Origin of the sequence: Actinoplanes sp. CA-142083, from assembly GCF_050942195.1 — a bacterium.
Lineage (GTDB): Bacteria > Actinomycetota > Actinomycetes > Mycobacteriales > Micromonosporaceae > Actinoplanes.
In genome coordinates, this window is sequence record NZ_CP192076.1 from 5,760,244 (window position 1) to 5,784,824 (window position 24,581).

Annotated in this window: 20 protein-coding genes; 12 read left to right on the top strand and 8 right to left on the bottom strand. The window is 71.8% G+C overall.

Annotation, left to right across the window (positions count from 1 at the left end; genetic code table 11):
- Positions 1–262: 262 nt before the first annotated feature.
- The 3 genes from ACQPZX_RS26440 to ACQPZX_RS26450 are packed head-to-tail and all read left to right on the top strand — an operon-like array spanning position 263 to position 1,261.
- The gene (locus tag ACQPZX_RS26440) at positions 263–589 is read left to right on the top strand and encodes a PadR family transcriptional regulator (protein WP_433360276.1); all 327 of its coding nucleotides are present in this window, start codon (positions 263–265) and stop codon (positions 587–589) included.
- The gene (locus tag ACQPZX_RS26445) at positions 586–942 is read left to right on the top strand and encodes a DUF1048 domain-containing protein (protein WP_433360279.1); all 357 of its coding nucleotides are present in this window, start codon (positions 586–588) and stop codon (positions 940–942) included. The genes ACQPZX_RS26440 and ACQPZX_RS26445 overlap by 4 nt, the downstream gene beginning before the upstream one ends.
- 1 nt (position 943) lies before the next feature.
- On the top strand, positions 944–1,261 hold the full coding sequence (locus tag ACQPZX_RS26450; RefSeq protein WP_433360282.1) for a DUF1048 domain-containing protein: 318 nt from the start codon (positions 944–946) through the stop codon (positions 1,259–1,261).
- A 176-nt stretch (positions 1,262–1,437) separates the two neighbouring features.
- Here the strand turns inward: ACQPZX_RS26450 and ACQPZX_RS26455 are convergent, their stop codons facing one another.
- The 3 genes from ACQPZX_RS26455 to ACQPZX_RS26465 all read right to left on the bottom strand — a co-directional run bounded on the left by ACQPZX_RS26455 (position 1,438) and on the right by ACQPZX_RS26465 (position 3,855).
- Entirely contained in the window at positions 1,438–2,772 is a 1,335-nt protein-coding gene (locus tag ACQPZX_RS26455; RefSeq protein ID WP_433360285.1) for a cellulose binding domain-containing protein, read from the bottom strand.
- Positions 2,773–2,849: 77 nt separating this feature from the next.
- Positions 2,850–3,257, bottom strand: coding sequence for a cupin domain-containing protein (locus ACQPZX_RS26460; protein WP_433360288.1), 408 nt, complete (start codon positions 3,255–3,257; stop codon positions 2,850–2,852).
- Positions 3,241–3,855 carry a TetR/AcrR family transcriptional regulator gene (locus tag ACQPZX_RS26465; RefSeq protein WP_433360291.1) on the bottom strand — a complete coding sequence of 205 codons (615 nt, stop codon included), beginning with the start codon at positions 3,853–3,855 and terminating at the stop codon, positions 3,241–3,243. The genes ACQPZX_RS26460 and ACQPZX_RS26465 overlap by 17 nt, the downstream gene beginning before the upstream one ends.
- 75 nt (positions 3,856–3,930) lie before the next feature.
- Here ACQPZX_RS26465 and ACQPZX_RS26470 point away from each other — a divergent pair, with 75 nt between their 5' ends.
- The gene (locus tag ACQPZX_RS26470) at positions 3,931–5,058 is read left to right on the top strand and encodes an FAD-dependent monooxygenase (RefSeq protein WP_433360293.1); all 1,128 of its coding nucleotides are present in this window, start codon (positions 3,931–3,933) and stop codon (positions 5,056–5,058) included.
- Between the two features lie 13 nt (positions 5,059–5,071).
- Here the strand turns inward: ACQPZX_RS26470 and ACQPZX_RS26475 are convergent, their stop codons facing one another.
- Positions 5,072–5,680 carry a TetR/AcrR family transcriptional regulator gene (locus ACQPZX_RS26475; RefSeq protein WP_433360296.1) on the bottom strand — a complete coding sequence of 203 codons (609 nt, stop codon included), beginning with the start codon at positions 5,678–5,680 and terminating at the stop codon, positions 5,072–5,074.
- 22 nt (positions 5,681–5,702) lie between these two features.
- Complete coding sequence (locus tag ACQPZX_RS26480; protein ID WP_433360299.1) at positions 5,703–7,292, bottom strand: MFS transporter; 1,590 nt, start codon at positions 7,290–7,292, stop codon at positions 5,703–5,705.
- Between the two features lie 177 nt (positions 7,293–7,469).
- On the opposite strand from ACQPZX_RS26480, the gene ACQPZX_RS26485 reads away from it, so the two are divergent.
- The gene (locus tag ACQPZX_RS26485; protein ID WP_433360302.1) at positions 7,470–9,692 is read left to right on the top strand and encodes a putative bifunctional diguanylate cyclase/phosphodiesterase; all 2,223 of its coding nucleotides are present in this window, start codon (positions 7,470–7,472) and stop codon (positions 9,690–9,692) included.
- Here the strand turns inward: ACQPZX_RS26485 and ACQPZX_RS26490 are convergent.
- A complete protein-coding gene (locus ACQPZX_RS26490; RefSeq protein WP_433385446.1) occupies positions 9,662–10,939 on the bottom strand; it encodes an acetyl-CoA C-acetyltransferase in 1,278 nt (425 codons plus the stop codon). The two genes, ACQPZX_RS26485 and ACQPZX_RS26490, sit on opposite strands and share 31 nt — an antisense overlap.
- A gap of 47 nt (positions 10,940–10,986) precedes the next feature.
- Here ACQPZX_RS26490 and ACQPZX_RS26495 point away from each other — a divergent pair, with 47 nt between their 5' ends.
- From ACQPZX_RS26495 to ACQPZX_RS26515, 5 genes are read left to right on the top strand one after another with little or no spacing between them, the layout of a single operon-like run.
- Complete coding sequence (locus ACQPZX_RS26495) at positions 10,987–12,312, top strand: 3-oxoacyl-ACP reductase (RefSeq protein WP_433360305.1); 1,326 nt, start codon at positions 10,987–10,989, stop codon at positions 12,310–12,312.
- A 1-nt stretch (position 12,313) separates the two neighbouring features.
- Positions 12,314–13,150 carry a MaoC/PaaZ C-terminal domain-containing protein gene (locus ACQPZX_RS26500; protein ID WP_433360308.1) on the top strand — a complete coding sequence of 279 codons (837 nt, stop codon included), beginning with the start codon at positions 12,314–12,316 and terminating at the stop codon, positions 13,148–13,150.
- 48 nt (positions 13,151–13,198) lie between these two features.
- Complete coding sequence (locus ACQPZX_RS26505) at positions 13,199–14,410, top strand: acyl-CoA dehydrogenase family protein (protein ID WP_433360311.1); 1,212 nt, start codon at positions 13,199–13,201, stop codon at positions 14,408–14,410.
- Between the two features lie 16 nt (positions 14,411–14,426).
- Positions 14,427–15,953, top strand: a complete 1,527-nt coding sequence (locus ACQPZX_RS26510; RefSeq protein ID WP_433360314.1) for an AMP-binding protein — start codon at positions 14,427–14,429, stop codon at positions 15,951–15,953.
- Between the two features lie 26 nt (positions 15,954–15,979).
- Entirely contained in the window at positions 15,980–17,596 is a 1,617-nt protein-coding gene (locus tag ACQPZX_RS26515; protein WP_433360317.1) for a diguanylate cyclase domain-containing protein, read from the top strand.
- A 133-nt stretch (positions 17,597–17,729) separates the two neighbouring features.
- Here the strand turns inward: ACQPZX_RS26515 and ACQPZX_RS26520 are convergent, their stop codons facing one another.
- Entirely contained in the window at positions 17,730–18,725 is a 996-nt protein-coding gene (locus ACQPZX_RS26520) for a serine hydrolase (protein WP_433360320.1), read from the bottom strand.
- Between the two features lie 91 nt (positions 18,726–18,816).
- Here ACQPZX_RS26520 and ACQPZX_RS26525 point away from each other — a divergent pair, with 91 nt between their 5' ends.
- Positions 18,817–19,551 carry a GNAT family N-acetyltransferase gene (locus ACQPZX_RS26525; RefSeq protein ID WP_433360323.1) on the top strand — a complete coding sequence of 245 codons (735 nt, stop codon included), beginning with the start codon at positions 18,817–18,819 and terminating at the stop codon, positions 19,549–19,551.
- A gap of 124 nt (positions 19,552–19,675) precedes the next feature.
- A complete protein-coding gene (locus ACQPZX_RS26530; RefSeq protein ID WP_433360326.1) occupies positions 19,676–20,140 on the top strand; it encodes a sortase domain-containing protein in 465 nt (154 codons plus the stop codon).
- Positions 20,141–20,154: 14 nt separating this feature from the next.
- On the opposite strand, the gene ACQPZX_RS26535 is transcribed toward ACQPZX_RS26530, so the two are convergent.
- Entirely contained in the window at positions 20,155–24,546 is a 4,392-nt protein-coding gene (locus tag ACQPZX_RS26535) for a PAS domain S-box protein (RefSeq protein WP_433360329.1), read from the bottom strand.
- Between the last annotated feature and the right edge of the window lie 35 nt (positions 24,547–24,581).

Below are 24,581 nucleotides of genomic sequence, written 5' to 3' on the forward strand. Positions count from 1 at the left end.
CGTGCCCAGCGCGCGTGCCGTGCCCAGCGCGGGGTGCCGTGCCCAGCGCGCGTGCCGTGCCCAGCGCGCGTGCCGTGCCCAGCGCGCGTGCCGTGCCCAGCGCGGGGTGCCGCGCACGTCTCCGGTGCGCGCCCGCCTTCGCCCCTTTTCACCCGCGGTCTGCTGCTCGCCATGCCGCGGTACTCAGTGATACCGTGTAGCGGTACCTAGTGGTACGTGGTACCGCGCCGCAGCGACGTACGCGGGCCGGAGAGGAGTCGCCGTGGACGACCTGACGGAGATGCTGAAGGGGACGCTCGAAGGCTGCGTACTCGAGATCATCGGCGGCGAGGAGACCTACGGGTATGCCATCACTCGTCGGCTCAATGAGTTGGGCTTTGCCGATGTCGTCGAGGGGACGGTCTACACGATTCTGCTGCGGCTGGAGCGGAACGGGCTCGTCCACGTGACGAAACGGCCGTCCGAGGTGGGTCCGCCGCGCAAGTTCTATGCGCTCAACGATGCCGGGCGGAAAGAGCTCGCGGCGTTCTGGGCGAAATGGCAATACGTCTCATCGCGCATCGACAAGCTCAGGGAGGGCGGGAGATGAGCTTCTGGGAAACGATCACAGGCAGCGATCTCACCAGGGAATTCAAGGCGTTCGAAGCCCGCGCGGCAGCATTGCCGGACGACTACCGGGTCGCTTGGGAACAGATCAAGGGCAACCTCTTCCCGTACGGCGATTTCACCGGCCGCAATCTGCTGCCGATCCTCGATGCCGCCCTCGGGTTGCTCGAAGAGGCGTCGGCGGACGGCCAGACCGTCCGCGACGTGCTCGGCGACGACATCCCAGGCTTCTGCGCGGCACTGGCCGGCGGCGAGGGCGCCCGCACGTATCGCGACAAGTGGCGCGAGCAACTGAACAAGAACGTCGCGCGGAAACTGGGCCGGCTGGGAGGCTGACGTGGGCATTCAGGACATCATCCAGGGCAAGCGGCAATGGCGGGCGCACGTGGCCCGGGTCAAGGCGCTCCCGCCGGACTACCAGATCGTCTACAAGGAGATGCAGAAGTACCTGTTCAAGGTTGGGCCGGTCGACCTGGCCGACGGGCGCCTGCTCCCCGGGATCGTCGACTTCTTCGAAGAAGGCGCGGCCGGTGGCAAGGGAGTTCTCGAACTCATCGGCAACGACGTCGCCGCCTTCACCGACGGCCTGATCAAGGATTCGCCCACCTACGCGGACGCCTATCAGAAGTCGATCAGCGGGAAAGACGACCGATGACGAAGCGCCCGCCGGCCCGCACCCCAGCGGCGGGCAGGCGGGCGCCCGCGCTTGTGAGCCGGCCAAGAACGTGGTGAGCCGGCCAAGAAGGTGGTGAGCCAGCCAAAAAGGTGGTGAGCCAGCCAAGAGGGTGGTGAGCCAGCCCGACGGCGGGTGGGCGCCGCCGGGCTGGACGATTACGGGCTGGTGCAGGTCACCGTCACGGCGGCGGGGGTGCCCGTGGCGGTGTAGCCGAACGCGGTGGAGGCGTTGGCCGCCAGCGAACCGTTGTAGGACGCGTTGCGGGCGGTCACCGTGGCGCCCGAGGCCGAGTACGTGCCGTTCCAGAGCTGGGTGATCTGCTCACCGTTGGTGAACGTCCAGCGGGCGGTCCACCCGGAGATCGCCGTATTGCCCGCCTTCACCGTGACGGTGGCCTGGAAGCCACCGTTCCAGGAACTGGCCACAGTGGAGGCCGCGGTGCACGCGGACGTGGGCGAGGAAGTGGGCGGCGAAGTGGGCGGCGAGGTGGGCGGAGAGGTCGGGGGCGAAGTGGGCGGAGAGGTCGGGGGCGAGGTGGGCGGCGAGGTCGGCGGGGTAGTCGGACCGGTCGAGCCGTCGCTCGTGGTGTAAGTCGTTGCCGTGTACGGCTGGGAGCACGTCGATCCGCAAGCCGCCGGCAGGGCGAAGCTGTAGACGCGGCCGCCGTTGATCAGCTGGTCCGCGGCGTCGCGTACGCGAATCTGGAAGTTTGTCGCCCCTGAAGTGAGACCGCCGACGATGTAGGACTGGCCCATGTCGCTGTTCATCTTGGCCTGCTGCCAGGCGCCGCCCTGGTTGTACTCGACGCCGTGGATGCCGTTGGCCAGGTGCGAGACCGCGATCGCCGGCCAGTACGCCTGGGCGCCCTGCAGGAAGCCGATCTTGATGTCGCCGCTGTAACCCGGGGCGGGGACGAACTGCCAGCTGACGTGGCGGTTGTTCCAGTGATTCGGGTACATGTCACCGACCGGCGTGCCGGCGCGCGCGAAACGGTTCAGCGAGTCCTTCGCCAGGTCCAGGTGGTTGGGGTCGTCGCGGCACCAGGCGTTCGAGTCGCCGCAGCTGTCGGCGACGATCATCGTGAGGGTGGCGTTGTTGTACTGGTCGGCCACCCAGGAGCCGTTGCGGCAGAACGGCTGGTTGGTCGCGCCGTCGTTCACGCCGGTGCAGTAGTCGCCGACCGAGACCTGCACGAAGCGCCCAAAGTTGAGGCCGTTGTTCCACAGGCCGGTCTTCGCCGGGTCGGTCACCGGCCGCGGATAGAAGTTGTAGTCGCCCGGCGTGTTGTAGACGTTCAACGCCACGAAGTCCGGCGAGTCCAGCTGGGACTGGGGCAGACCACAGCCACCGTACGGCGAGCCGAGCGCGTCGAAATACGTCGCGTTGCCGGTGACGGGGTCGGCGCCGGCCGGCGCCTGGAACGACAGCACGACGAGCGCGAGGGCAGCCGCGGCCGCCACCGCGAGCCAGCGGAAACCACGACGGGCCATGACTCCACCCCTTCGACGACCGAATGGGAGCGCTCCCATCCGCGAAGAGAATGATAGACCCCTCTCGATCGGAAGGTCTAGACGCTCGCTTCCCAGGGCCCGGAGACCGGCGTCGCCTCGGTCGCGCTGCCGACCGGCCACGGCGGCATGGTCACGGCCACGACTTCGAGGCCCGCGTCACCGGCCCGGAACTGAAAGGACGTCCCGACCGGAATCGTCAGGCACACCCCCGGCCGCAGTGCGTCTTCCGACGAGATGGAACCGGAAGTCGAGCGCCGCCACATCGACCCGCCGCCCGCCACGACGTACCAGATCTCCTGGACCGTCGCATGCACCACGGCCCGCGCGACCTGTCCGGCCGCGAGGCTGAAATGCGCAAAGCTCCCCGCCCCGGGCACGACGCACAACGGCCGCACCGCCGACCCGTCCGGCGCGGCGACCACCGGCGCCCCCTCCAGCGACAGCGTCTCAAACGGCTCCGTCAACGGACTCCCCCCATGGTGCGAGCGCGATCGCCGTCGCCCGCTCGACCGCGGAGCGCAGCACGTCAGGATCCTCCCACTGCTTCGGATCGTCGAACAGCGCCAGCAACGCCCCCGTCACCGCCCCGGCCAGCGCTCCGGCGAGGGCCCCCGCCGACACCGGGTCCAGCGTCGACGGATACGCCGCCGCCAGATGCCGGGCGATCTCGCGCTGAACGTCCATCTGGATCTGCAGACCCCGGCCCCGCACGGCCGGCACCTCGTGCATCAGCCGCAGGCGCAGCCGGGCCATCCGCCCGGTCAGGTCCTCACTGGACGCCGCCACCTCGTGCAACGCCCGCACCAGCACCGCCGCCGGCCCCTCGGTCGCCGACCGGTTCTCGATGGCCGCCACGGTGACCCGCACCCGGTCGTCGGACTCCGGGAAGAGCACGTCCTCCTTGGTCGGGAAGTAGCTGAAGAACGTCCGCGTCCCGATCTCGGCCGCGGCCGCGATGTCGGCGACCGTGGTCCGCTCGTACCCGTTCCGCTCGATCAGGTCGGCGGCCGCCGCCACGATGGCCTGCCGGGTCCGCTCTCGTTTCCGTTCACGCAGTGACACACGGAACACGATAATGCATCCAACGCAAACCCGCACTCGTTGCAATTCTGCACTGAGTGCAGCTACGGTGATGGCATGCGAACCGTACTGATCTCGGGAGCCGGCGTGGCCGGTCCCACCCTGGCGTTCTGGCTGGCCCGCGCCGGTTTCCAGCCCACGGTCGTCGAGCGCGCGCAGGGTCAGCGCTCGAGCGGCAACCCCGTCGACGTGCGTGGTCCCGCCCTTCCCGTCGCCGAGCAGATGGGCGTCATCCCGGCGCTGCGCGAGGCCGCCACCACCGTCAAGGCGATGCGATTGATCGACTCACGCGGCCGTCGCGGCGTGCGGCTGCCGATGCCGTCCGGCCGCAGCGCGGCCGGGACCATGGAGATCGAGGTGCCGAGGGCCGATCTCGCCACCATCCTGTACGGCGCGGCGCGCGACCACGCCGAGTTCGTCTTCGACGACACGATCACCGCGATGAGCCAGGACCCGGACGGCGTCGACGTCACCTTCGAGCGGGCCGACCCCCGGCGTTTCGATCTGGTGGTCGGCGCGGACGGCCTGCACTCCACGGTGCGCCGCCTGGCCTTCGGTCAAGAGCAGGATTTCGTACGCCACCTGGGCGTCTACGTCGCGACCACGCCCCTCGGCGAGCGGGTCGACCATCCTGACGAGGCCCTCATGTACAACACGCCCGGCCGCCTGGTCTCGGTGCATCCGTCCCGCGACCACGCCTTGCTGGCGTTCATCTTCCGCGGCGCGCTCATCCCCGGCTTCGACTACCGCGACACGGCCGCGCACAAGAAGGTGCTGCTCGACGCGTACGGCGATGATCGCTCTTGGCGGGTCCCGGAGTTCCTGGATCGCGCGCGCGAGTCCGACGATCTCTATTTCGACGCCGTCAGCCGGGTCGTCCTGCCGAGCTGGTCGCACGGCCGCATCACGCTGCTCGGCGACGCGGCCGCTTCGGTGTCGCTGTTCGGCGACGGCTCGAGCATGGCGATGGCCGGCGCGCAGACCCTCGCCGAAGCCCTGCGCGACGCCGGCGCCGACGCCGGGACGGCCCTCAAGCGCTACGAGGCGGAACACCGCCGCCGCACCGACGCGAAGGGCCGCGCCGCCCGCTTCGCCGCCGCGCTGGTCGTGCCGAGCACGAGGCCCGGCATCGCGTTCCGCAACGCCGCCGCCCGAGTCGCGCTCCGCGGCGGAAAGGCCGCATGAGCGCGACAACACGTCAGGCGGCGGCGCCTCGCAGCACCGAGTCGACGAGCGACTCGGCGAAGCCCTCCTCCTGGACCGCCGGGTTCCAATGCAGCAGGCTCTGCATCATCGACGGGCCCGAGATCATCAGTAGCGTGAGCTCGATGTTCAGGTCGGCCCGCAGCTCGCCGCCCTCGACGCCGCGGCGCAGCACCTGCCGCATCACGTCCCGGCGCGGCTCGATGACCGCCTGGTACATGCTGTGCAAGTTCTCGTCCTTCACGAACTCCGGCATCAGGCACACCGTCACCTGGCCGTAGCGCCGCGCGCGACCCGTCCGGTTGGCCTTGACCAGCATCACCAGGTCGTCGCGGACCGACTGGCCGGTCGGCTCGGGCAGCGGGCCCTTCATCGAGGCGACCGCGTCGACGATCAGGGCTTCCTTGTTGGGCCAGCGACGATAGATGGTCGCCTTGCCGACCCCCGCCTTGGCCGCCACCGCCTCGATGGAGATGGCGGCCACGCTGTGGCCGGCGCCGAGCAGCTCGAGCACCGCGTCGAGGATGGCCTCGTCGGCCTGCGCGCTGCGGGGCCGGCCAGGAGCCTTGCGGTCCTGGCCGGTCTCGTTAACAGCCGTGGTCATGGCGTTCATTGTTACTTAAGCGTCACGCCTCGACCAGTTCCACGCCCTGCTCCTCGGCCAGACCCTCGGCCGAGGTGGGGGCGGGAGCGGTCGCCGGGCGCTTGCCGGGCAGCCAGATCAGGGCGACGACCGCGCCCAGCAGGGCGACGATCACGCTGCCGACCGAGGCGTAGTGCATGGCGGTGAGGAACGAGTCGTTCGCGCTGCTGATCAGGGCCGGGCCGCCCTGTCCCAGCCGCTCGGCGACCGCGTACGCCCCGGAGATCGACTCCTGAGCGGCGTCGGACGCGGCGGCCGGCAGGCCGTCGGTGGCGCTGCCGAGGTGGTCGCGGTAGACCGAGGAGAGGATCGCGCCGAGCGCGGCGACGCCGAGCGCGCCACCCAGCTGGCGGATGGTGTTGCTGACCGCCGAGCCGACGCCGGCCTTCTCCCGCGGCAGCGCCGCCATGATCGATTCGGTGGCCGAGGGCATCACGTTGGCCATGCCGACGCCCATGATGAAGAACGCCGCGCCGACGATCCAGATCGGGGTGGTCTCGCCGATGAACAGCCAGGACACCAGGCCGATCGCCACCAGCAGCAGGCCGACGGCGCTGACCGCCTTGGGGCCGAACCGCTTGACCATCGCGGCGCTGCGCGGGGCGAAGACCATCTGGGCGACCGCGAACGGGACGAACAGCGCGCCGGAGGCGAGCGGGCCGTAACCGCGGACCAGCTGCAGGTAGAAGGCGCCGAAGAACATCGCGCCCATGGCCGCGAAGAAGACCAGGCCGATCATGCCGGTCGAGGCCGCGAAGGTCTTGTTCTTGAACAGCCGCACGTCCAGCGACGGGAAGGCCACCCGGCGCTCCCAGGCGACGAAGGCCGCGATCACCAGGACCGAGGCGGCCAGCGTGGTCCAGGCGAGGGTGTCGCCGAAGCCGTCCTCGCCGCCCTTGATCACGCCGTAGGTGAGCAGGCCGATGCCGACGATCGACAGCAGCACGCCGACCACGTCGATGCGGCCCGGCTTGGGGTCGCGCGACTCCGGGATGATGACCAGGCCGAGGACGATGCCGGCGACCACGATGGGCACGTTGATCAGGAAGACCGAGCCCCACCAGAAGTGCTCGAGGAGCAGGCCGCCGACGATCGGGCCGATCGCGACGCCGAGGCCGACCGCGCCGGCCCAGACGCCGATGGCGCGGCCGCGCTCCTGCGGCGCGAAGACGTTCGCGATGATCGACAGGGTGGCCGGCATGACGGCCGCGGCGCCGAGGCCCATCAGGGCACGGGCGGCGATCAGCTGGCCGGCGGTGTCCGCGTAGGCGGACACGAGCGACGCGATGCCGAACAGGGCCAGGCCGGTGATCAGGGTGATCCGGCGGCCGAGCCGGTCGGCCAGGATGCCGGCGGTGAACAGCAGGCCGGCGAAGACCAGGGTGTACGAGTTGATGGCCCACTCGAGCTGGCTCTGGGTGGCGCCGAGGCCGTGCACCGGGTCGGCGATCGTACGCAATGCCACGTTGAGCACCGTGTTGTCGAGCACGACCACGAGCAGGCTGATGACCAGGACCCCGAGAATGGTCCAGCGCCGGGGGTGGCCGGCTTGGGTTGCGGCTGGAGTGTCCATGTGTTTCCCCGCGTTTCGAAACGAGACGGTTCCGTATTCCTCAGCGAATCTAGACCCCGGACCCGATGAAACGGAACGTCTCCGTATCGGAATGTGCCGATCATCACGCCAAAAGCGGCAACTCATCCGCTACCGAACGATCCTGCGCCGGGACCCAGACGTGCCGATCAACCACACGTGAAGAGCTGGATCCCCGAAGCGGGACGACTTCGCGAAGAGGACTGGCAGCGCCGCCACCGGCTGCTGACCACGCTGCTCGCCGCGACCGTCGTCGGCCTGACCGTCTTCGGCGTCTTCAGCGACGAGGGCCTCACCAAGTCGTGGCTGTACACGGTGCTGATCGTGCTGCCCTGCGTGGTGGCCGCGGCCCGCCTGCCCGGAAGGCGGCTCCCGTCGGTCGCGGTGGCGCTCGGCTTCACCGCGTTCTGCGGCGGCTTCGTCGCCATGTGCCACGGGCTCACCGAGGCCCACTTCAGTTTCTTCATCGCCGTCGCCGCACTCGCCCTGTACCGGGACTGGGCGCCGTTCGGCATGTTCCTGGTCGCCACCACCCTGCACCACGGCGTCTTCGGCTCGATCGTCAACGACCGCACCTTCGACCACCACGGCGCCCTGCTGCACCCGCTGCTCTGGGCCGTGCTGCACGGCGTCGCGGTGCTGCTCGCCGCCACCTTCCAGGTCGTCGGCTGGCACCTGACCGCGGCCGAGGAGCGCCGCGCGCAGGAGAACCTGGACGAGAGCCAGGCCCAGCTGAGCATCGCGTTCGACGAGACGCCGGTGCCGATGGCGATGATCGCGCCGGACGGCCGGCTGCTGCGCACCAACGCGGCGTACCGGGCCTGGCTGGGCCTGCCCGAGACGCTGCCGCCCGGCTTCGGCGTCGCCGACCTGCCGATCACCCAGGTCGAGGACCGGCCGTCGCTGTTCGGCCACCTGATCACCCAGGGCTCGGCCACCGACACCCGCGCCTATCGCCGGCGCGACGACGGCTCGATCATGTGGATCGAGGTGCACAGCACCGCCCTGCACGACCGGTCGGGCCGGCTGCGCCTCATCTTCGTGCATTGCATGGACGTCACCCGGTCCCGCCGGCACGAGGAGGAGCTGCGCCACCAGGTGCGGCACGACTCGCTGACCGGGCTGCTCTCCCGGGAGGGCTTCGACCAGGACCTGGCCGCGATGATGACCGCGCGGCCCGGCCCGGCGTCGGTCCTCTACCTGGACGTCGACCGGTTCAAGTCGATCAACGACGGCTCCGGCCACTCGGCCGGCGACCTGGTGCTGCGCTCGCTGGCGGCCCGGCTGACCGCGATCGCGCCGCCCGGCGCGCTGCTGGCCCGCTTCGGCGGCGACGAGTTCGTGGTGGCCCTGCCCGGCGGTCTCGAGGCCGGCGCGGCGGTCGGGCACGCGGTGGTCCGCGAGTTCGCCGAGCCGCTGCCGGTGGGCGGGAACGTGCTGGCCCTGTCGGCCAGCGTCGGCCTCGCCGTGGCCACCAGCGCCGCACACGCCGAGAATGCCGTGCTCGCCGCCGACACCGCGATGTACGTCGCCAAGCGCAACGGCGGCAACCGGATGAAGGTGTTCAACGACCAGATGCGGGTCGCCGTGCAGGATCGCATCGCGTCGGAGAAGCTGCTGCGCGAGGCCCTCGACGGGGACCGGCGGCGGACGCTGCCGGTGTGGTTCCAGCCGATCGTGTCGGCGCAGACCGGCGAGATCCTCGGCGCCGAGACGCTGGTGCGGATGCGCACGGCCGACGGCAGCATCCTCGGGCCGGGCCTGTTCGTGCCGGCCGCCGAGGAGACCGGCCTGATCGTGCCGCTCGGCGAGCACGTGCTGATCGAGGCGCTGCGGCACCTGGTGGCGTGGCGCGACGAGCTGCGCTACGTCTCGGTCAACGTGAGCCCGCGCCAGCTGGCCGAGCCGGACTTCGTTCCGCTGCTCGCGGACCTGCTGGCGGCGATGCCCGGGCTCAACCCGAGCCGGCTCGTCCTGGAGATCACCGAGACCGCGCTGCTGGCGTCGACCGTCGACATCACCGAGCGCCTCGAGACGATCAAGAGCCTGGGCGTGCGGATCGCGCTCGACGACTTCGGCACCGGCTACAGCTCGCTCACCTGGCTGCAGCAGGTCCCGGCCGACATCGTCAAGCTCGACCGCTCGTTCGTGGCCGGCCTGGCCACCGACGCGAAGAAGTCGTCGATCATCCGGGCCGTGCTGTGGCTGGCCCAGTCGATGGGCATGTCGGCGGTGGCCGAGGGGGTCGAGGAGGCCGCCGACGTGCAGGCGCTGCGCGAGGTCGGCTGCCCGCTGCTGCAGGGCTACTTCTTCGGCAAGCCGATGCCGCCGGAGGAGTTCGCCGCGACCCTTCAGCGCTCCAGGATGGCCACCACGCCCTGACCGCCGGCCGCGCAGATGGAGATCAGGCCGCGGCCGGAGCCCTTCTCGGCGAGCAGCTTGGCGAGCGTGGCGACGATCCGGCCGCCGGTGGCCGCGAACGGGTGCCCGGCGGCGAGGGACGAGCCGTTGACGTTGAGCTTGGCGCGGTCGATGGAGCCGAGCGGCGCGTCGAGGCCGAGCTTCTCCTTGCAGAACGACGGCGACTCCCAGGCGGCCAGGGTGGCGAGGACCTGCGACGCGAACGCCTCGTGGATCTCGTAGAAGTCGAAGTCCTGCAGGGTGAGGCCGTTGCGCGCGAGCAGCCGCGGCACCGCGTACGCCGGCGCCATGAGCAGCCCTTCCTCGCCGTGCACGAAGTCGACAGCGGCGTCCTCGGCGTCGACGAACCACGCCTGCACCGGCAGCCCGCGCTGTTTCGCCCACTCCTCGCTCGCCAGCAGCACGCTCGACGCGCCGTCGGTCAGCGGCGACGAGTTGCCCGCCGTCATCGTGGCGTCTTCCTTGCCGAAGACCGGCTTGAGCTTCGCGAGCTTCTCGAGGGTGGTGTCCGGGCGGAGGTTCTGATCCCTCGTGAGCCCGAGATAGGGCGTCACAAGATCATCAAAGAAGCCTTTCGCGTACGCCTCCGTCAGGCGCTGATGAGAAGCGAGCGCCAGCTCGTCCTGGGCCTCGCGGGGAATGCCCCACTTGAGCGCGGTGATCGCGGCGTGCTCGCCCATCGAAAGGCCGGTGCGCGGCTCGGCGTTCTGCGGGATCGCCGGCATGAACGCGTGCTGCGGGCGCAGCCGGGCCGCCGCCTTGAGCCGGTCGGGCAGCGTCCGCGCCCGGTTCAGCGCCAGCAGCGCGCGCCGCATCTCCTCGTTGACCTGCAGCGGCGCGTCCGACGTGGTGTCGACGCCGCCGGCCACGCCGGCCTCGATCTGGCCCAGCGCGATCTTGTTGGCGACCAGGATCGCCGCCTCCAGGCCGGTGCCGCAGGCCTGCTGGATGTCGTAGGCCGGGGTGCGCGGGTCGAGCCGGGAGCCGAGCACGGTCTCGCGGGTCAGGTTGAAGTCGCGGGAGTGCTTGAGCACCGCGCCGGCGACCACCTCGCCGAGCCGCTCCCCCGCCAGGCCGAACCGGGCGACCAGGCCGTCGATAGCGGCGGTCAGCATGTCCTGGTTCGAGGCCTCGGCGTATTTCGCGTTGGACCGGGCGAACGGAATCCGGTTTCCACCGAGGACGGCGACGCGTCGGACGGTCTGCACGGCAATCTCCTTCACGACAGAACCCTACTGACGAGTAGGCTACGCGCATGGGAGACAGGTACGCGAACTTCGCGAACTCCGGGATGGGCCGTGGCGTGGTCAAGCGGCTCGGCCTGCCCGACCCGCCCCGGCTGCGGCGCTACCAGCCCGGCGGGTCCCTCACCAACGGCCCGGTCCTGATCGGCGCGGCCCCCGGCGGCCGCCTTTCCGGCACGCTCGCGAAGCTGCTCGAGGCCGCCGGGACCGAGACCGCCGACGTCGCCGACGACCAGCAGAAATACGGCGCGCTGGTGTTCGACGCGACCGGCATCGCCGACTCGACCGGCCTGCGCGCCCTCTACGACTTCTTCCACCCCGTCGCGCGGTCGCTGACGAGCTCAGGCCGGGTGATCGTGCTGGGCACGCCGCCCGCCGCGGCCGCGAACCCGCGCGAGGCGACCGCCCAGCGCGCGCTCGAAGGGCTGACCCGCAGCATCGGCAAGGAGTTCGGGCGCGGCATCACCAGCCAGCTCGTCTGCGTGGCGCCCGGCGGCGAGACCGCCGTCGAGTCGACGTTGCGCTTCCTGCTCAGCGGCCGGTCCGCGTACGTGTCGGGCCAGGTCGTCCACGTCGGCGCCGGCAGCGCGCCCACCCCCGCCGATTGGGACCGCCCCCTGGCCGGCAAGACCGCGCTGGTCACCGGCGCGGCCCGGGGCATCGGCGCGGCCATCGCCCGGGTCCTCGCCCGCGACGGCGCCGAGGTGATCGCGCTCGACGTGCCGGCCGCCGGCGACGCGCTCGCCGGGGTCGCCAACGACGTGCGCGGCCGGGCCATCCAGCTCGACCTCACCGCCCCCGACGCGCCCACCCGGCTCGCCGGGCACCTGATCGGCCTGGACATCCTCGTGCACAACGCCGGGATCACCCGGGACAAGACGATCGCCCGGATGGACGAGAGCCGCTGGGACTCGGTGCTCGACGTCAACCTGTCCAGCCAGGAGCGCATCAACGACCTGCTCCTCGAGCGCGGCGTCATCAACGCGGGCGGGCGGCTGATCGGGGTCGCGTCGATCGCGGGCATCGCCGGCAACCGCGGCCAGACCAACTACGCCACCAGCAAGGCCGGCGTGATCGGCCTGGTCCAGTCGATGGCGCCGGTGCTCGCGGAGAAGGACATCACGATCAACGCGGTCGCGCCCGGCTTCATCGAGACCGCGATGACCGCGAAGATGCCGATGTTCCTGCGCGAGGCCGGGCGGCGGATGAACAGCATGTCCCAGGGCGGGCTGCCGGTCGACGTGGCCGAGACGATCTCCTGGTTCGCCTCGCCGGGCTCGGCCCGCGTCACCGGCAACGTCGTCCGGGTCTGCGGACAGAGCCTGCTGGGGGCCTGAGATGGCGGTCGTCGAGCTCACCTCGGATCCGACCGGCCTCTACCTGAAGGCCGCGCTGGGCCTGCTGCCGGTCCCGCGCCGGCCGGAGGCGCTGCCGGACCGCGAGATCGCGCGCCGCGGCCTGATCATCGACCGCGATCACCTGGCCCGTTACGACCGCGTGTGCGGCTTCCGGCTGAGCGACACGCTGCCGGCCACCTACGTCCATGTGCTCGCGTTCCCCCTCGCGATGACGCTGATGTCCGCGTCGGACTTCCCCTTCCCGGTCGTGGGCCTCGTGCACGTGGCCAACCGGATCACCGTCCGGCGCCCGGTCGACGCCACCCAGAGAATCGATCTTCTCGTACGGGCCGAGAACCTCCGCTCCCACGACCGCGGCCGGGTGTTCGATGTCGTGGCGACGGCGTTCGCGGACGACGAGAACGTGTGGACGGGCGTCTCGACGTACCTGTCGAAAAACGCACCGAAGGGCGACGCGAGCGCCAAGCGCGACCACCCGCCGATGCCGGCGCCGACGGCCCTCTGGAAAATGCCGGCCCGGGTCGGGAGCGACTACGCCGAGGTGTCCGGGGACCACAATCCCATTCACACCTCACGCATCGGGGCACGTCTATTCGGATTCCCCCGGCCGATCGCGCACGGCATGTGGAGCAAGGCCCGCGCCCTGGCCGCCCTCGAAGGACGGCTGCCCGCGGCGTACACCGTGGACGTTGCATTCAAGCAGCCCATTCTGCTGCCGGCGCGGGTCGGATTCTCGGCCGCCGCCCGCACGGACGGCTGGGAATTCCGGCTCGACTCGAAGCGGCCGCATCTTGCGGGGCTGGTTACGCCACCGTAACGTTACCGGCGAGTACAGTCCGGCCCGTCCCGAGGGGTGTCCGCGCGCATGGAGTTCTGGCTCGACCTCAACGAAGAACAAAACGACCTGCGGGAGTGGGTGCACGGATTCGCCGAGGGCGTGATCCGGCCGGCCGCGGCCGAGTGGGACGAGCGCGAACAGACACCCTGGCCGATCCTCCAGGAGGCGGCGAAGATCGGGCTCTACGGCTTCGAGTTTCTCGTCAACACCTGGGCCGACTCGACCGGGCTGAGCATGCCCATCTCCAACGAGGAGCTGTTCTGGGGCGACGGCGGGATCGCGATGGCGATTTCGGGGACCTCCTTGGCAGTGGCGGCCATCTATGGGTCGGGAACGCCGGATCAGCTCGTCGAATGGGTGCCGCAGTGCTTCGGCGACGCGGCCGAGCCCAAGGTCGGCGCGTTCTGCTCGACCGAGCCCGAGGCCGGTTCCGACGTGGGTTCGATGCGCACCCGGGCGATTTACGACGAGGCCAAGGACGCGTGGGTTCTCAACGGGCAGAAGGCGTACGCCACGAACGGCGGGATCGCCAGTGTGCACGTGGTGACCGCGTCGGTCGATCCCTCGCTCGGATCGCGCGGCCAGGCGGCTTTCATCGTGCCGCCGGGAACGCCCGGACTGGCCGGCACCCGCAAGCTCAAAAAGCTGGGCCTGCGGGCCTCGCACACCGCCGACGTGTTCCTCGACGACGTGCGGGTGCCCGGCAGCTGCTTGCTCGGCGGCAAGGAAGCCCTGGACGAAAGGCTCGCGCGGGCCCGGTCGGGGCAGCGCGCGTCGCGGCAGGCGGCGATGCGGACGTTCGAGCTCTCCCGGCCGGCCGTCGGCGCGCAGGCCATCGGCATCGCGCGCGGGGCTTACGAGTACGCACTCGAATACGCGAAGAACCGGGTGCAGTTCGGCCGGCCGATCATCGAGAACCAGGCGATCGCGTTCGCCCTCGCCGACATGAAGACGGAGATCGACGCGGCGCGGCTGCTGGTGTGGCGGGCGGCGTGGATGGGCCGCAACGACAAGCCGTTCGACTCCGGCGAGGGGTCGATGTCCAAGCTCAAGGCCGGTGAGGTGGCCGTGGCGGTCACCGAGAAGGCGGTGCAGATCCTCGGCGGGGCCGGATACCTGCGGGAGCATCCGGTCGAGCGGATGTACCGGGACGCGAAGATCTACACGATCTTCGAGGGGACCAGCGAGATCCAGCGTCTGGTCATCTCGCGAGCGATCTCCGGGATGCCCATCCGGTGAAGGAGCACAGCCGCTGATGTTCGTCCTCACCACCATGGGCAAGCGGGGCCTGCTCAATCCGGGGCCACCCCATCGGATCGTGCGCCAGTTCGCCGCTCTCGGGAAATGGGGATACGGGCTTGCCGGCGAATTGCGGCAGGCCGCCGCACGGTCGCCTTCCCGGGTGGCGGTGATCGACGATTCCGGCGCCTCGCTGACCTATGCCGACCTGCTCGACCAGTCGTCCCGGCTGGCCGGCGCGCTGCCGATCGCGGCCGGCGATCGGGTCGGCATCCTGTGCCGCAATTCCGCGGCGATGATCACGGTGCTGATCGGGGCGGCCTCGGTCGGCGCCGATCCGGTCCTCATCAATACCGGCCTGTCGGGCGCTCAGCTTTCGGCGGTCATCGGAGCTCAGGAACTCAAGGTCGTCGTGCACGACGCCGAGTTCGCCGGGCTCTTGTCCGGGTTTGTCGGCGCCTTGGCGATCGAACGGACGGCGGAGATGATCGCGGCGGTGCCGCCGGTGACGCTGTCGCCGCCGGCCCGGGCCGGGCGGACCATCGTGCTGACCTCGGGGACCACCGGGATGCCGAAGGGGGCGCAGCGGCCCACGCCGGGCGGCTTCGGGCCGCTCTGCTCGATCATCGACCGGATCCCACTGCGCGCCGGGGCGCGGATGATGATCGCGGCGCCGCTCTTCCACACGTGGGCGTTCGCCGGAATGCAGATCGCCCTCGCGTTGCGAGCGACGATCGTGCTGCGGCGGCGATTCGAGCCGGCGGCAGCGCTCGCTTTCATGCGCGAGCACGAATGCACGGCGCTCATCGCCGTACCCGTGATGCTCCAGAGCCTGATGGAACTGCCGGCGGAACTGCCGCGCCCGGCGCTGGAAATCGCCGCGGTCAGCGGCTCGGCCCTGCCCGGCGGGCTGGCGACGCGGTTCATGGACCGGTACGGCGACATTCTCTACAACCTGTACGGCTCCACCGAGGCGTCGTGGGCGTCCATCGCCACCCCGGCCGATCTGCGGGCCGCGCCCGACACGGCCGGGCGCCCGCCGCACGGAACAGCGGTGGCCGTGCTCGACGAATCCGGAATGCCGGTTCCGCCTGGAGAGACCGGCCGGCTTTTCGTCGGCAACGAGATGCTCTTCGAGGGCTACACCAACGGCAACGCCCGCGAGCTCCGCGACGGAATGCTCGCCACCGGCGATCTCGGACACGTCGACCAATTCGGTCGCGTCTATGTCGACGGCCGCCAGGACGACATGATCGTCTCGGGCGGGGAGAACGTCTTCCCGTCCGAGGTGGAGGGTCTGCTGGCCGGCCTTCCGGAGGTGCTGGAATGCGCGGTGATCGGCGTCCCCGACGAGGAATACGGGCAACGGCTGGCCGCCTACGTGGTGCTGCGGGAATCAGCCGCGCTCGAGCCCGAGACCATTCGCACATATGTTCGGGAACACCGCGCGCGGTTCTGCGTGCCGCGCGACATCGTGTTCCTGGCCTCGCTCCCCCGCAACGCCACCGGTAAGGTCCTGAAACGCGAGCTTCCCCATTCATGATCTGTCGCTACTGAGGATTGTCGCCCATGCAGGACCCCTCGCGGCATGCCGCACGGCTGCTGGAACGGGCGCAGGCCGGCGAGGCCGACGCGGTGCTGACCGAGGTCACCGCAGGGCTGGGCGCGCCGGGCGGTGATCTCGCCTGCCTGCACTTCGTCCGGGTGGTGGCGCTGATCGTCCAGGGCGACCTGCGGGCCGCGCTCGCCGCCGTCGAGATCATGCTGCGGGCCGCCGAGCGCGAGGGCAGCAACGGCTGGGTGGCGTGCGCGCTCGCGACCCGGGCCTCCGAGCGGCTGCGCCTGGGCGAGGAGGACATCGCCGAGTACGACGTCGACTCCGCGCTGCGTGACCTGTCCGCGGCCGAGGCGGCCCTGCGCGGCGGTTTCGACCCCGTCGCGGCCGTGAACGCCCGGGTCGGCATCGCCGTCGGCTATCTCCAGCTGCGGCTGTACGAGCTGGCCGGCCCGCAGTACGAGGCCGCGTACGCGATCAGCGCCGCCGACGCGGAACAGAACGGCAACCGCGCGATGTGGCTGTTCAACCTGGCCGAGATGCACCTGCACTGGGCGCTGGAGCTGTACCAGGTCGGCCAGGTCACCGAGGCCGAGGACCACACCGCCGACGCCGAGCGGTTCGCCCTGCGGGCCGTCGCCGAGGCGTCCGGCTCGTCGGCCGACACGTGGCGCGAGCTGGCTCTGCTGATGGCCGCGTGCGCCCGTGCCGACCGCGACGACCCGGCCGGCGCGTCGATCGACATCGAGCATCATTTCGCGGCCTTACGCTCGCGTGGCGTCGCGCCGTCGATGCTGGCCTTCAGCTGGTCCTTCCGGGCAGTGGCCCTCAAGAGATCGGGCAAACTTGACGAGGCCGTCCGCGTCATCGAGGAGGCCATCGCCACCCTGCCCGCCGACTCCGGGTGGCTGATCACCGCCGCGACCCACCGCACCCACGCGGTCCTGCTGGCCGCGCGGGGCTCGGCCGGCGCCACGGTGGGCCTCTCCTACGGCGACACGCTGGCCGCGGCGCTCTGGCGGCAGCGCCAGCACACCCTGCACACCGCCGCGACGCTCAAGTCCCTCGAAGCCCTGCGCGCCCAGCACGAGCAGGCCACCCGCGCCGCCGACCTGGACCCGCTGACCGGGATAGCCAACCGCCGCGCCTTCGACCGCGCCGTCCGCCGCGCCCAGACGCTGCCCACGGCCCCCAACGCCACGGTCACCGTCCTGATCATCGACACCGACAAGTTCAAACAGATCAACGACACCTTCGGCCATCCGGCCGGCGACACCGCGCTGCGGGCGATCGCCCGGGCCCTGTCGGCCCAGCTGCGGGACCAGGACCTGATCGCCCGCCTGGGCGGCGACGAGTTCGGCGCCCTGCTGCCCGACGCGACCCCGTCCACGGCCGCCGCGACGGCCGCCCGCATGCTGGCCGCCGTGCGGGCCCTGCCGGACTGCCCCGCGACGGTGAGCATCGGCATCGCGACCGCGCCCGCCATCGCCCTGGGCGACGCGCTGCTCCGCGCCGACCAGGCGATGTACGAGGCCAAACGAGCCGGCGGCGACGCGATCCGGTCACCCCACCGCGAGACCGGCCGCCACCTCATCCACCACGAGACCCTGGTCGAGCCCGGCCACCGCTGACCGCGCCGCCCTTTCCGCGCGCCGGGTCCTCCCCCCGCGCGCTGGGCCCTCCCCCCGCCCGCTGGGCCCTCCCTCGCGCGCTGGGCCCTCGCGGCACGTCCGGCCTTCACCCCGAGCGCGGGCGCGACCGGCGTCAGCCGCCGTTCACCGGGCGGAAGGGCTCGATGCGCTCGGCCCGCGCCGTGCGGGCGAGCGTCGCCGCGCCCCCGGCCGGCAGGTTGTCCAGCATCGTGCGGCCGATCACCGAGTGGGCCTGCACGGCCGGGTGGGTCGAGCCGTAGTTGTCCAGGTCGCCCAAGCCCTCGGCGAACATGGCGTAGGTCAGCTTCGGCAGCCCGTCCGGGCCGAACATGATGCCGGCCTCGTGCCGGGACGCCCCGAGCGTGTTGAAATCGGCGCCGTACTTGGTGGCGACCCGGCTGCGCTCCTCCGACGACATCACCCGGCGGACCCCGTCCATGTAGCCGTTGATCCAGCGGGTGATGCTCAGCAGGAACGTGCACGACGACGGCGACAGCAGCGTCTTGGTGGCCAGGCGCCACAGCAGGTCGTGCATCTCCCGCGGCGTGGTGGTCCCGAGGTAGAAGCGGTTCGGGTTGGCGACCGGCTCCACCCGGGTGTGGACGAACCCCTTCGCGGCCAGGATCTCGTTGATCTCGGCGGCGGGGACGACCCGGCCGCACATGCGGACGGCGGTGTTGTCGGAGACCAGCAGCATCGCGGTCAGGAAGTTGGCGATCGTGATCTGGTCGCCCCACACGGTGTGCAGGAAGTAGATGCCGCTGCCGCCCAGGATGATGTCGGCCGGCAGGTCCAGCTTCTGGCCCAGGGTCAGCTCGCCGCGGTCGACCTTGTCCATGACGGCGGTGGCCACGGCCAGCTTCTGCACGCTGTAGCCCTGCGTCACGTGGTCGGCGTCGTCCTCGACGATCGGGACCGGCACGCCGCCGGCGTCCACTCCCGCGATGTGGCTGTGCCACGTGCCGCCCGCCTTCGTCTTCTCCCGCTGGTAGACCGAGCGGATGCAGGCCGGCCCGCTCGCGGCGGCCGACGCCGGCGAGGCGGCCAGCACGGCGGCGGTGGCGGCGCCGAGACCCAGCGCGGTACGGCGGGTGAACTGAGTGGACATGGAACTCCCCGAGACGGAACGGACATCGGCGGCCGTCAACGTACTAGATCCCGTCACCCGCCGTACGCCGGAACTGGTTGAATCGGCACCCATGACGGACGCCCGGTCCCTGCGACGGATGCAGCACCTCGTCCGACGGGACTGGACTCCCGGCAGCCACTGGCACGTGGGCGACCTCGCGTGGCAGAGCCCGTCCCTGGACGACCGCCGGGTCGCGATCTGGGCGGATGGCTGGGCCTGGGCCGACCGGGAGAACCGTCTCGGCCTGCACGTGACGCCCGCGCTGATCGGCGACGCGCTGGCGTGGTTCGACGAGGTGGCGACCGGAGAGCAGAAGTGCACGGCGATGGAGACCGACACGGCGCTCCTCGCCGCGCTGACGGCGGCCGGATACAAGCCGGTCGACGAGCCGTTCTTCCGGCACTGCCTGCGGGAGCTCGACGACACTCTCCCGGCGCCCGAGCTGCCGCCCGGCTACCGGGTTCGCGCGACCCGGCCCGGCGAGGACGCCGAGCGCGCCGCGGTCCACCGGGCCGCTTGGCGCCCCGGGGCGCCCGACGGCACGCTGGTGGCCTCGGCGCTCGGCTGGTACGACGACGTCAACCGCACCGCTCTCCTCGAGCCGGTCGGCACCGACGCCGAGCACGCCCGGCGGGGGCTGGGCGCGGCGGTCAGCCTGGCCTGCTTGCGCGCCATGCGCGACGCCGGCGCCCGGCTGGCCGTGGTCTGCCCGCGCGGCGACGACGCCTATCCCGTCCCCCGGCAGCTGTATCACCGGCTGGGTTTCCGTGACGCGGGACGCACGGTCACCTACGCCCGGGACTGACCGATCAGTGACAGGTCGGTTCCCGGGCCCGCCCGGCGGGGTTAGGGTGCGCCTGCGGGCGGTGTCGCCCGCTGCGCCCAATCCGCCCACCGGCGCTATCCCACGTGACAAGCGGGAGGACAGCGTGCTCACTGATGCCGGAGGGAAACCGGAGCAGACCAGGGCGGCGGGGCCGTCGGCGCCGGTGGCGCTGGAGATAGCGGCCATCGAGCTCCGGGCCGACGTGGTGCCGATCGGCCTGCGGCCGGATCGATCGCTCGACGTGCCACCGCCGGGGCCGGGCGAGCCGGCCGGGTGGTACCAGCATTCGCCCGCGCCGGGTGAGAAGGGCTCGTCGGTGATCGCCGGGCACGTGGACGGCGGGTCGGTCTTCCACCGGCTGCGGCTGCTGCGTCCGGGCGACGAGATCGTGGTGCGCCGCGCCGACGGCGCCGAACCGCGGTTCGTGGTCATCGGCGTCGGCATCTACCCGAAGAAGGCCTTCCCCAACGAGCGGGTCTACGGCCCGCGCGACTACCCGGTGCTGACCCTGGTCACCATCGGCGGCCCGCACGGCGCCAACCTGGTGGTCTTCGCGCGGACCGCGTGACGGACCGGTGCCGATCAGCTGGCCTCGAGGGTGAGGACGAAGCGCGAGCCGCCGGCCGGATTGGGCTCGTGGCGGATGTCGCCGTGGTTGGCCTGGGCCAGGCCCCGCACGATGTACAGGCCCAGCCCCGTCCCGCGCACGCTCGCCGCGTCCCGGTCGGCGCGGGACATCCGCTCGAACAAGTGGGGCTGGAACTCCTCGGGCACCCCTGGGCCGCGGTCCTCCACGGTGACGTGCGCGGCGCCCGTACCGTGGCTGTCGATTTTGATCGCGGTGGCGCCGCCGCCGTATTTCGCGGCGTTGGGCAGCAGGTTCACCATGATCTGCTGCAGGTGGCCGGCGTTGAAGAGCACCCGCGCGTCGGGTCCGGCCACCGGCAGGTGGTCGAGGTCCATCGCCGCCAGGGCCCGGGACACCTCGGCCCGAAGCCACAGCTCCTGCCGGGACGCCGTGATCGTGCCGGCGTCGAGGCTGACCATGGCGAGCACCTCGCGCACGATCTCGTCGAGCCGTCCCGCCTGCCGCCCGATCGCCGCGACGGCCCGGTCCCGGCGCGGGCCGTCAAGGCCCTCTCCTGGGCCCTCCGCCAGCACCTCGGCGTAGCCGCGGATCGACGACAGCGGGTTGCCGATCTCGTGGCCGAGCATGCCGATGAGGTCGAGCTTGAGCTGGTTCGCGGCCTCGAGCTCGTGGTTGCGGTCGGCGAGCGCGGCGGCGGCCTGATCGCGGGCCTTCTCGGCGGCCCTGCGGGCCGAGATGTCGGTGACAACGGCGATCAGGTTCTTCGGGCGTCCGGTCTCATCCCGTACGAGGGAGATCGTCGCCGCCACATCGACCCAGTGCCCGTCGCGGTGGCGCAGCCGTCCCTCTTGTGTGAAGGCGCTCGCGTCCCCGGCGTGCAGGCCCGCGATCTTCTGCGGCGCCGACGTGAAGTCCTCGGGGTGCACGAGGTCCGCGTCGGGGAGGGCCGCCAGCTCCTCCGGCGTGTAGCCGAGCATCTCCGCGTACGCGGGATTGACCTGCACCTCCGCGCCGTCGAGGCTGCGGATGTACTGCCCGGCGGCCGAGTTCGCGAACTGGGCCCGGAACCGCTGCTCGCTCTCGGCGAGGGCCTTCTCGGCGGCGCGGGCCGCGGTCACGTCCGTGTTGATCTCCAGCACCTGCGGGTCGGCGCCGGCCCGCGGGCGGTGCAGCACCTGGCGGCTGAGCACGGTGACCGTGGCGCCGCCGGCGGTGCGGTGCTCGATCGGGCCGTCCCAGTGTCCGTCCCGTTCGAGGCTCCGCTCCACGTCGGCCGCGCGCTCGCCGTCCGGGAAACAGGTGCCGAGAAGCCGGTGCACGTTCTTGCCGACGACCACGTGCTGCGGCCAGCCGTACAGGGTCTCGGCGCCGGCGTTCCACCAGCGGATCGTCCCGTCCGGGTCGCGCACGATCACCGCGGCCGGGATCAGCGCGAGCAGCCGGGCGTGCCGGCGCAGCTCGGCGTCGGCGGCCCGCTTCTCGGTGATGTCCTCGACCTGGCTGACCAGGTAGAGCGGGGTCCCGCGCCCGTCGTTCACCGGCGCGCCGCACAGCGAGACCCACACGGCGTGCCCGTCCTTGTGGCGGTAGCGCAGCTCGGTCCGGTACGCGCCCATGCCGGCGCCGACGGCCGCCCGCACCGCCTCGTCGCTCGGGATGTCCTCCGGGACGATCAGATCCTTGTACGTCATCGCGGTCAGCTCGTCGGCCGAATACCCCGTGATCGCCGTCATCGCCGGGTTCACCTGCAGATAGCGCCCGCGGTCGCCGGCCGACATGCTGATCAGCGTCAGGCCGAGCGGCGAGTTCTCGAAGGTCAGCCGGAAGCGGGTCTCGCTGGCCTCGAGCGCCGCCAGGGCCCGGGTCCGCTCGGCGAGCAGCTCGGCGTTGCGCTCGGCGTCGTCGGCGTGCCGCAGCGCCGAGGAGAGGCTGTCGGCGAGCAGGGCCAGCTGCTGCTCGTCGGTCTCGTCGAAGACGTACGGCCGGGCCGCCGAGATCTTGAGGCAGCCGATCACCCGGTTCTCGGCGTGCAGCGGGGCGATCAGCATCGAGCCGATGCCGAGGCGCTCGCAGGCCTGCCGGTTGACCCGCGGGTCGGCGCTCGTGTCGGGGCAGTGCGCGGGCGCGTCGGTGGTCAGCACCTGGCCGCTCAGCGAGCCGGCGATCTTGATGCGGGTGCCGGCCGCCGGCGCGAGGACGCCCGCGGTGGCCTGGTAGTAGAGCACGTCGTCGTCGACCAGTTCGACGGCCGACCCGTCGGCCTCGTCGAACAGGTCCACGGCCCGGTCGGCGACCACCCGCAGCGCGTCGTCGCGCACACCGGCCGCGGCGGTGACCTCGCGCTGCACGGCGAGGGTGGCACGCAGCCGGGACACCTCGCGCTCGCGGGCCGCGGCGGCGGCGCGCTCGGCGGTGATGTCCTGCAGCTGCACCAGCCGCCAGCTGCGGCCGGACGGTCCCGGGATCAGCGACAGGGTGACCCGGGTCCAGGCGGTGCCGCCGTCGGGACGCCGGACCCGGTTGGGATAGGTGACCTCGCCGGCGCCGCGCAGCAGCGCCAGCCGGGCCTGGGCGGTGGCCTCGATGTCGGCCGGGTCGGTGATGTCGCGGTGGGTGAGACCGGCCAGCTCCTCTCGCGTACGGCCGGTGAGCGCGGCCGCCGCCGGGTTGGCGCGCTGGAAGCGGCCATGCTCGTCGGCGATGAGCAGGCCGATCGGGCAGCCGTCGAACGCCGTCCGGAACTGCTCCTCGCTGCGGGCCAGGTCGGCGCGGGCCGAGCGCTCGGCGGTGACGTCGAGCAGCTGCACCACCGCCGACAGCGGGCCCAGGTCGTCGGTGATCGTCAGGACGTGCACCGAGACCGTGACCAGCGAGCCGTCGGCCCGGCGAAGCTGCGCCTCGCGGGCCGGGCCGGCGGCGAGCGCGAGCGCCGGCAGGTCGATCCCGTCGATCTCGGCCGGACTCCCGAGCAGCTCGTGGAAGGCCGGGTTGGCCAGCAGGACCCGCCCGCGGTCGGCGCCGCGCAGCCCGACGACGATCTTCGGCACCGGGCTGTGCTCGAAGACCTCGGCGAAGCGGCGCTCGCTGCGGGCGAGCCGGTCCAGCGCGGCCAGCGCGGCGGTGCGCTCCTGTTCGAGGGCCTCGACGGCGTCGGTGGCCTGGCGCAGCAGGTCCTGCTTGTGTGCGGTGTCGGCGGCGTGCCGCAGCGCGCCGGACAGGGCGTCGGCGAGCAGGGTGAGCTGCTGCTCGTCGGCGTCACCGAACGCGCCGGCGTGCCGGGAGGCCACCACGAGCACGCCGGCCGGCCCGTCCGGGGTGCGCAGCGGCGCCATGACCAGCGAGCGGATCCCGACGGCGCGGCTGAAGTCGTGGTTGGCGCGCGGGTCGTGCCAGGTGTCGCCGGAGCGCACGGCCGCGCCGGTCGCCATCGCCAGCCCGGCCAGGGACCCTTCGAACGGCTTCGGCGGGATGTCCCGGCCGGCGAGCGCGCCGGTGCCGGCGGCCAGCTGGAGCTTCGTGCCGGTCTCGTCGAGCAGTTGCACGTTGGCCGAGTCGCCGGCCGGCAGCACCTGCAGGGCCCGGTCGGCCATCAGCCGCAGGACGGCGTCCTTGTCGTGGGCGGCGGCGGTCACCTCGCGCTGCACGGCGATCGTCACCCGCAGGCGCTGCGCCTCCCGGTCGGCCTGCTCCTCGGCGAGCTTGCGCGCGGTGATGTCCTCGCACTGCACGTAGCGGTCGCGGGTGCCGTCCGGGCCGGGAATGGTGGTGAGCCCGACCCGGGCCCAGATGACCGTGCTGTCCGGTCGTACGTAACGCTTGTCGAAACCCGACGCCGCCGCCGGATCCGCGGCAACCACCTGGTCCTCCCGCTCGCTCGCGGACCGGTCGTCGGGGTGGGTCAGCTCGGTGAAGTGGCGGCCGAGCAGGTCGTCGGCGGACCGGCCGAGCAGCGCCTCGAAGGCCGGGTTCACCCGCTTGATCCGGCCGTCCTCGCCCGCGATGGCCGAGGCGAGCGAGCTGGCGTCGAAGGCCGCGCGGAACTGCTCCTCGCTGCGGCGCAACGCCTCCTCGGTGGCGACCGCGCCCGTGCGGTCGACGATCTGGGCGAGCCGGTGGTCGTCGCCGAGCGGAGTCACCCCGACCAGGCAGGGCACCTCCCGCCCGTCCTTGCGCACCAGCCGCAGGGGTCCCTGATCGGCGGAATCGGGCGTCAGCGACCGCAGGGTCCGGCCCACAAGCTCCTGCGCCGGGTAGCCGAGCAGCACCGACACGGCCGCGTTGACCCGGACGAGGGTGCCGTCCGCGTCGAACACGGCCATGCCGATCGGCGACGAATCGAACAGCGCGTCACTGTCCGCCGGCCGATCCAGGTAGCCGACGCTCACATCGGTCCGTTCGGCCGCGCCTCGTGTTTCGTTAA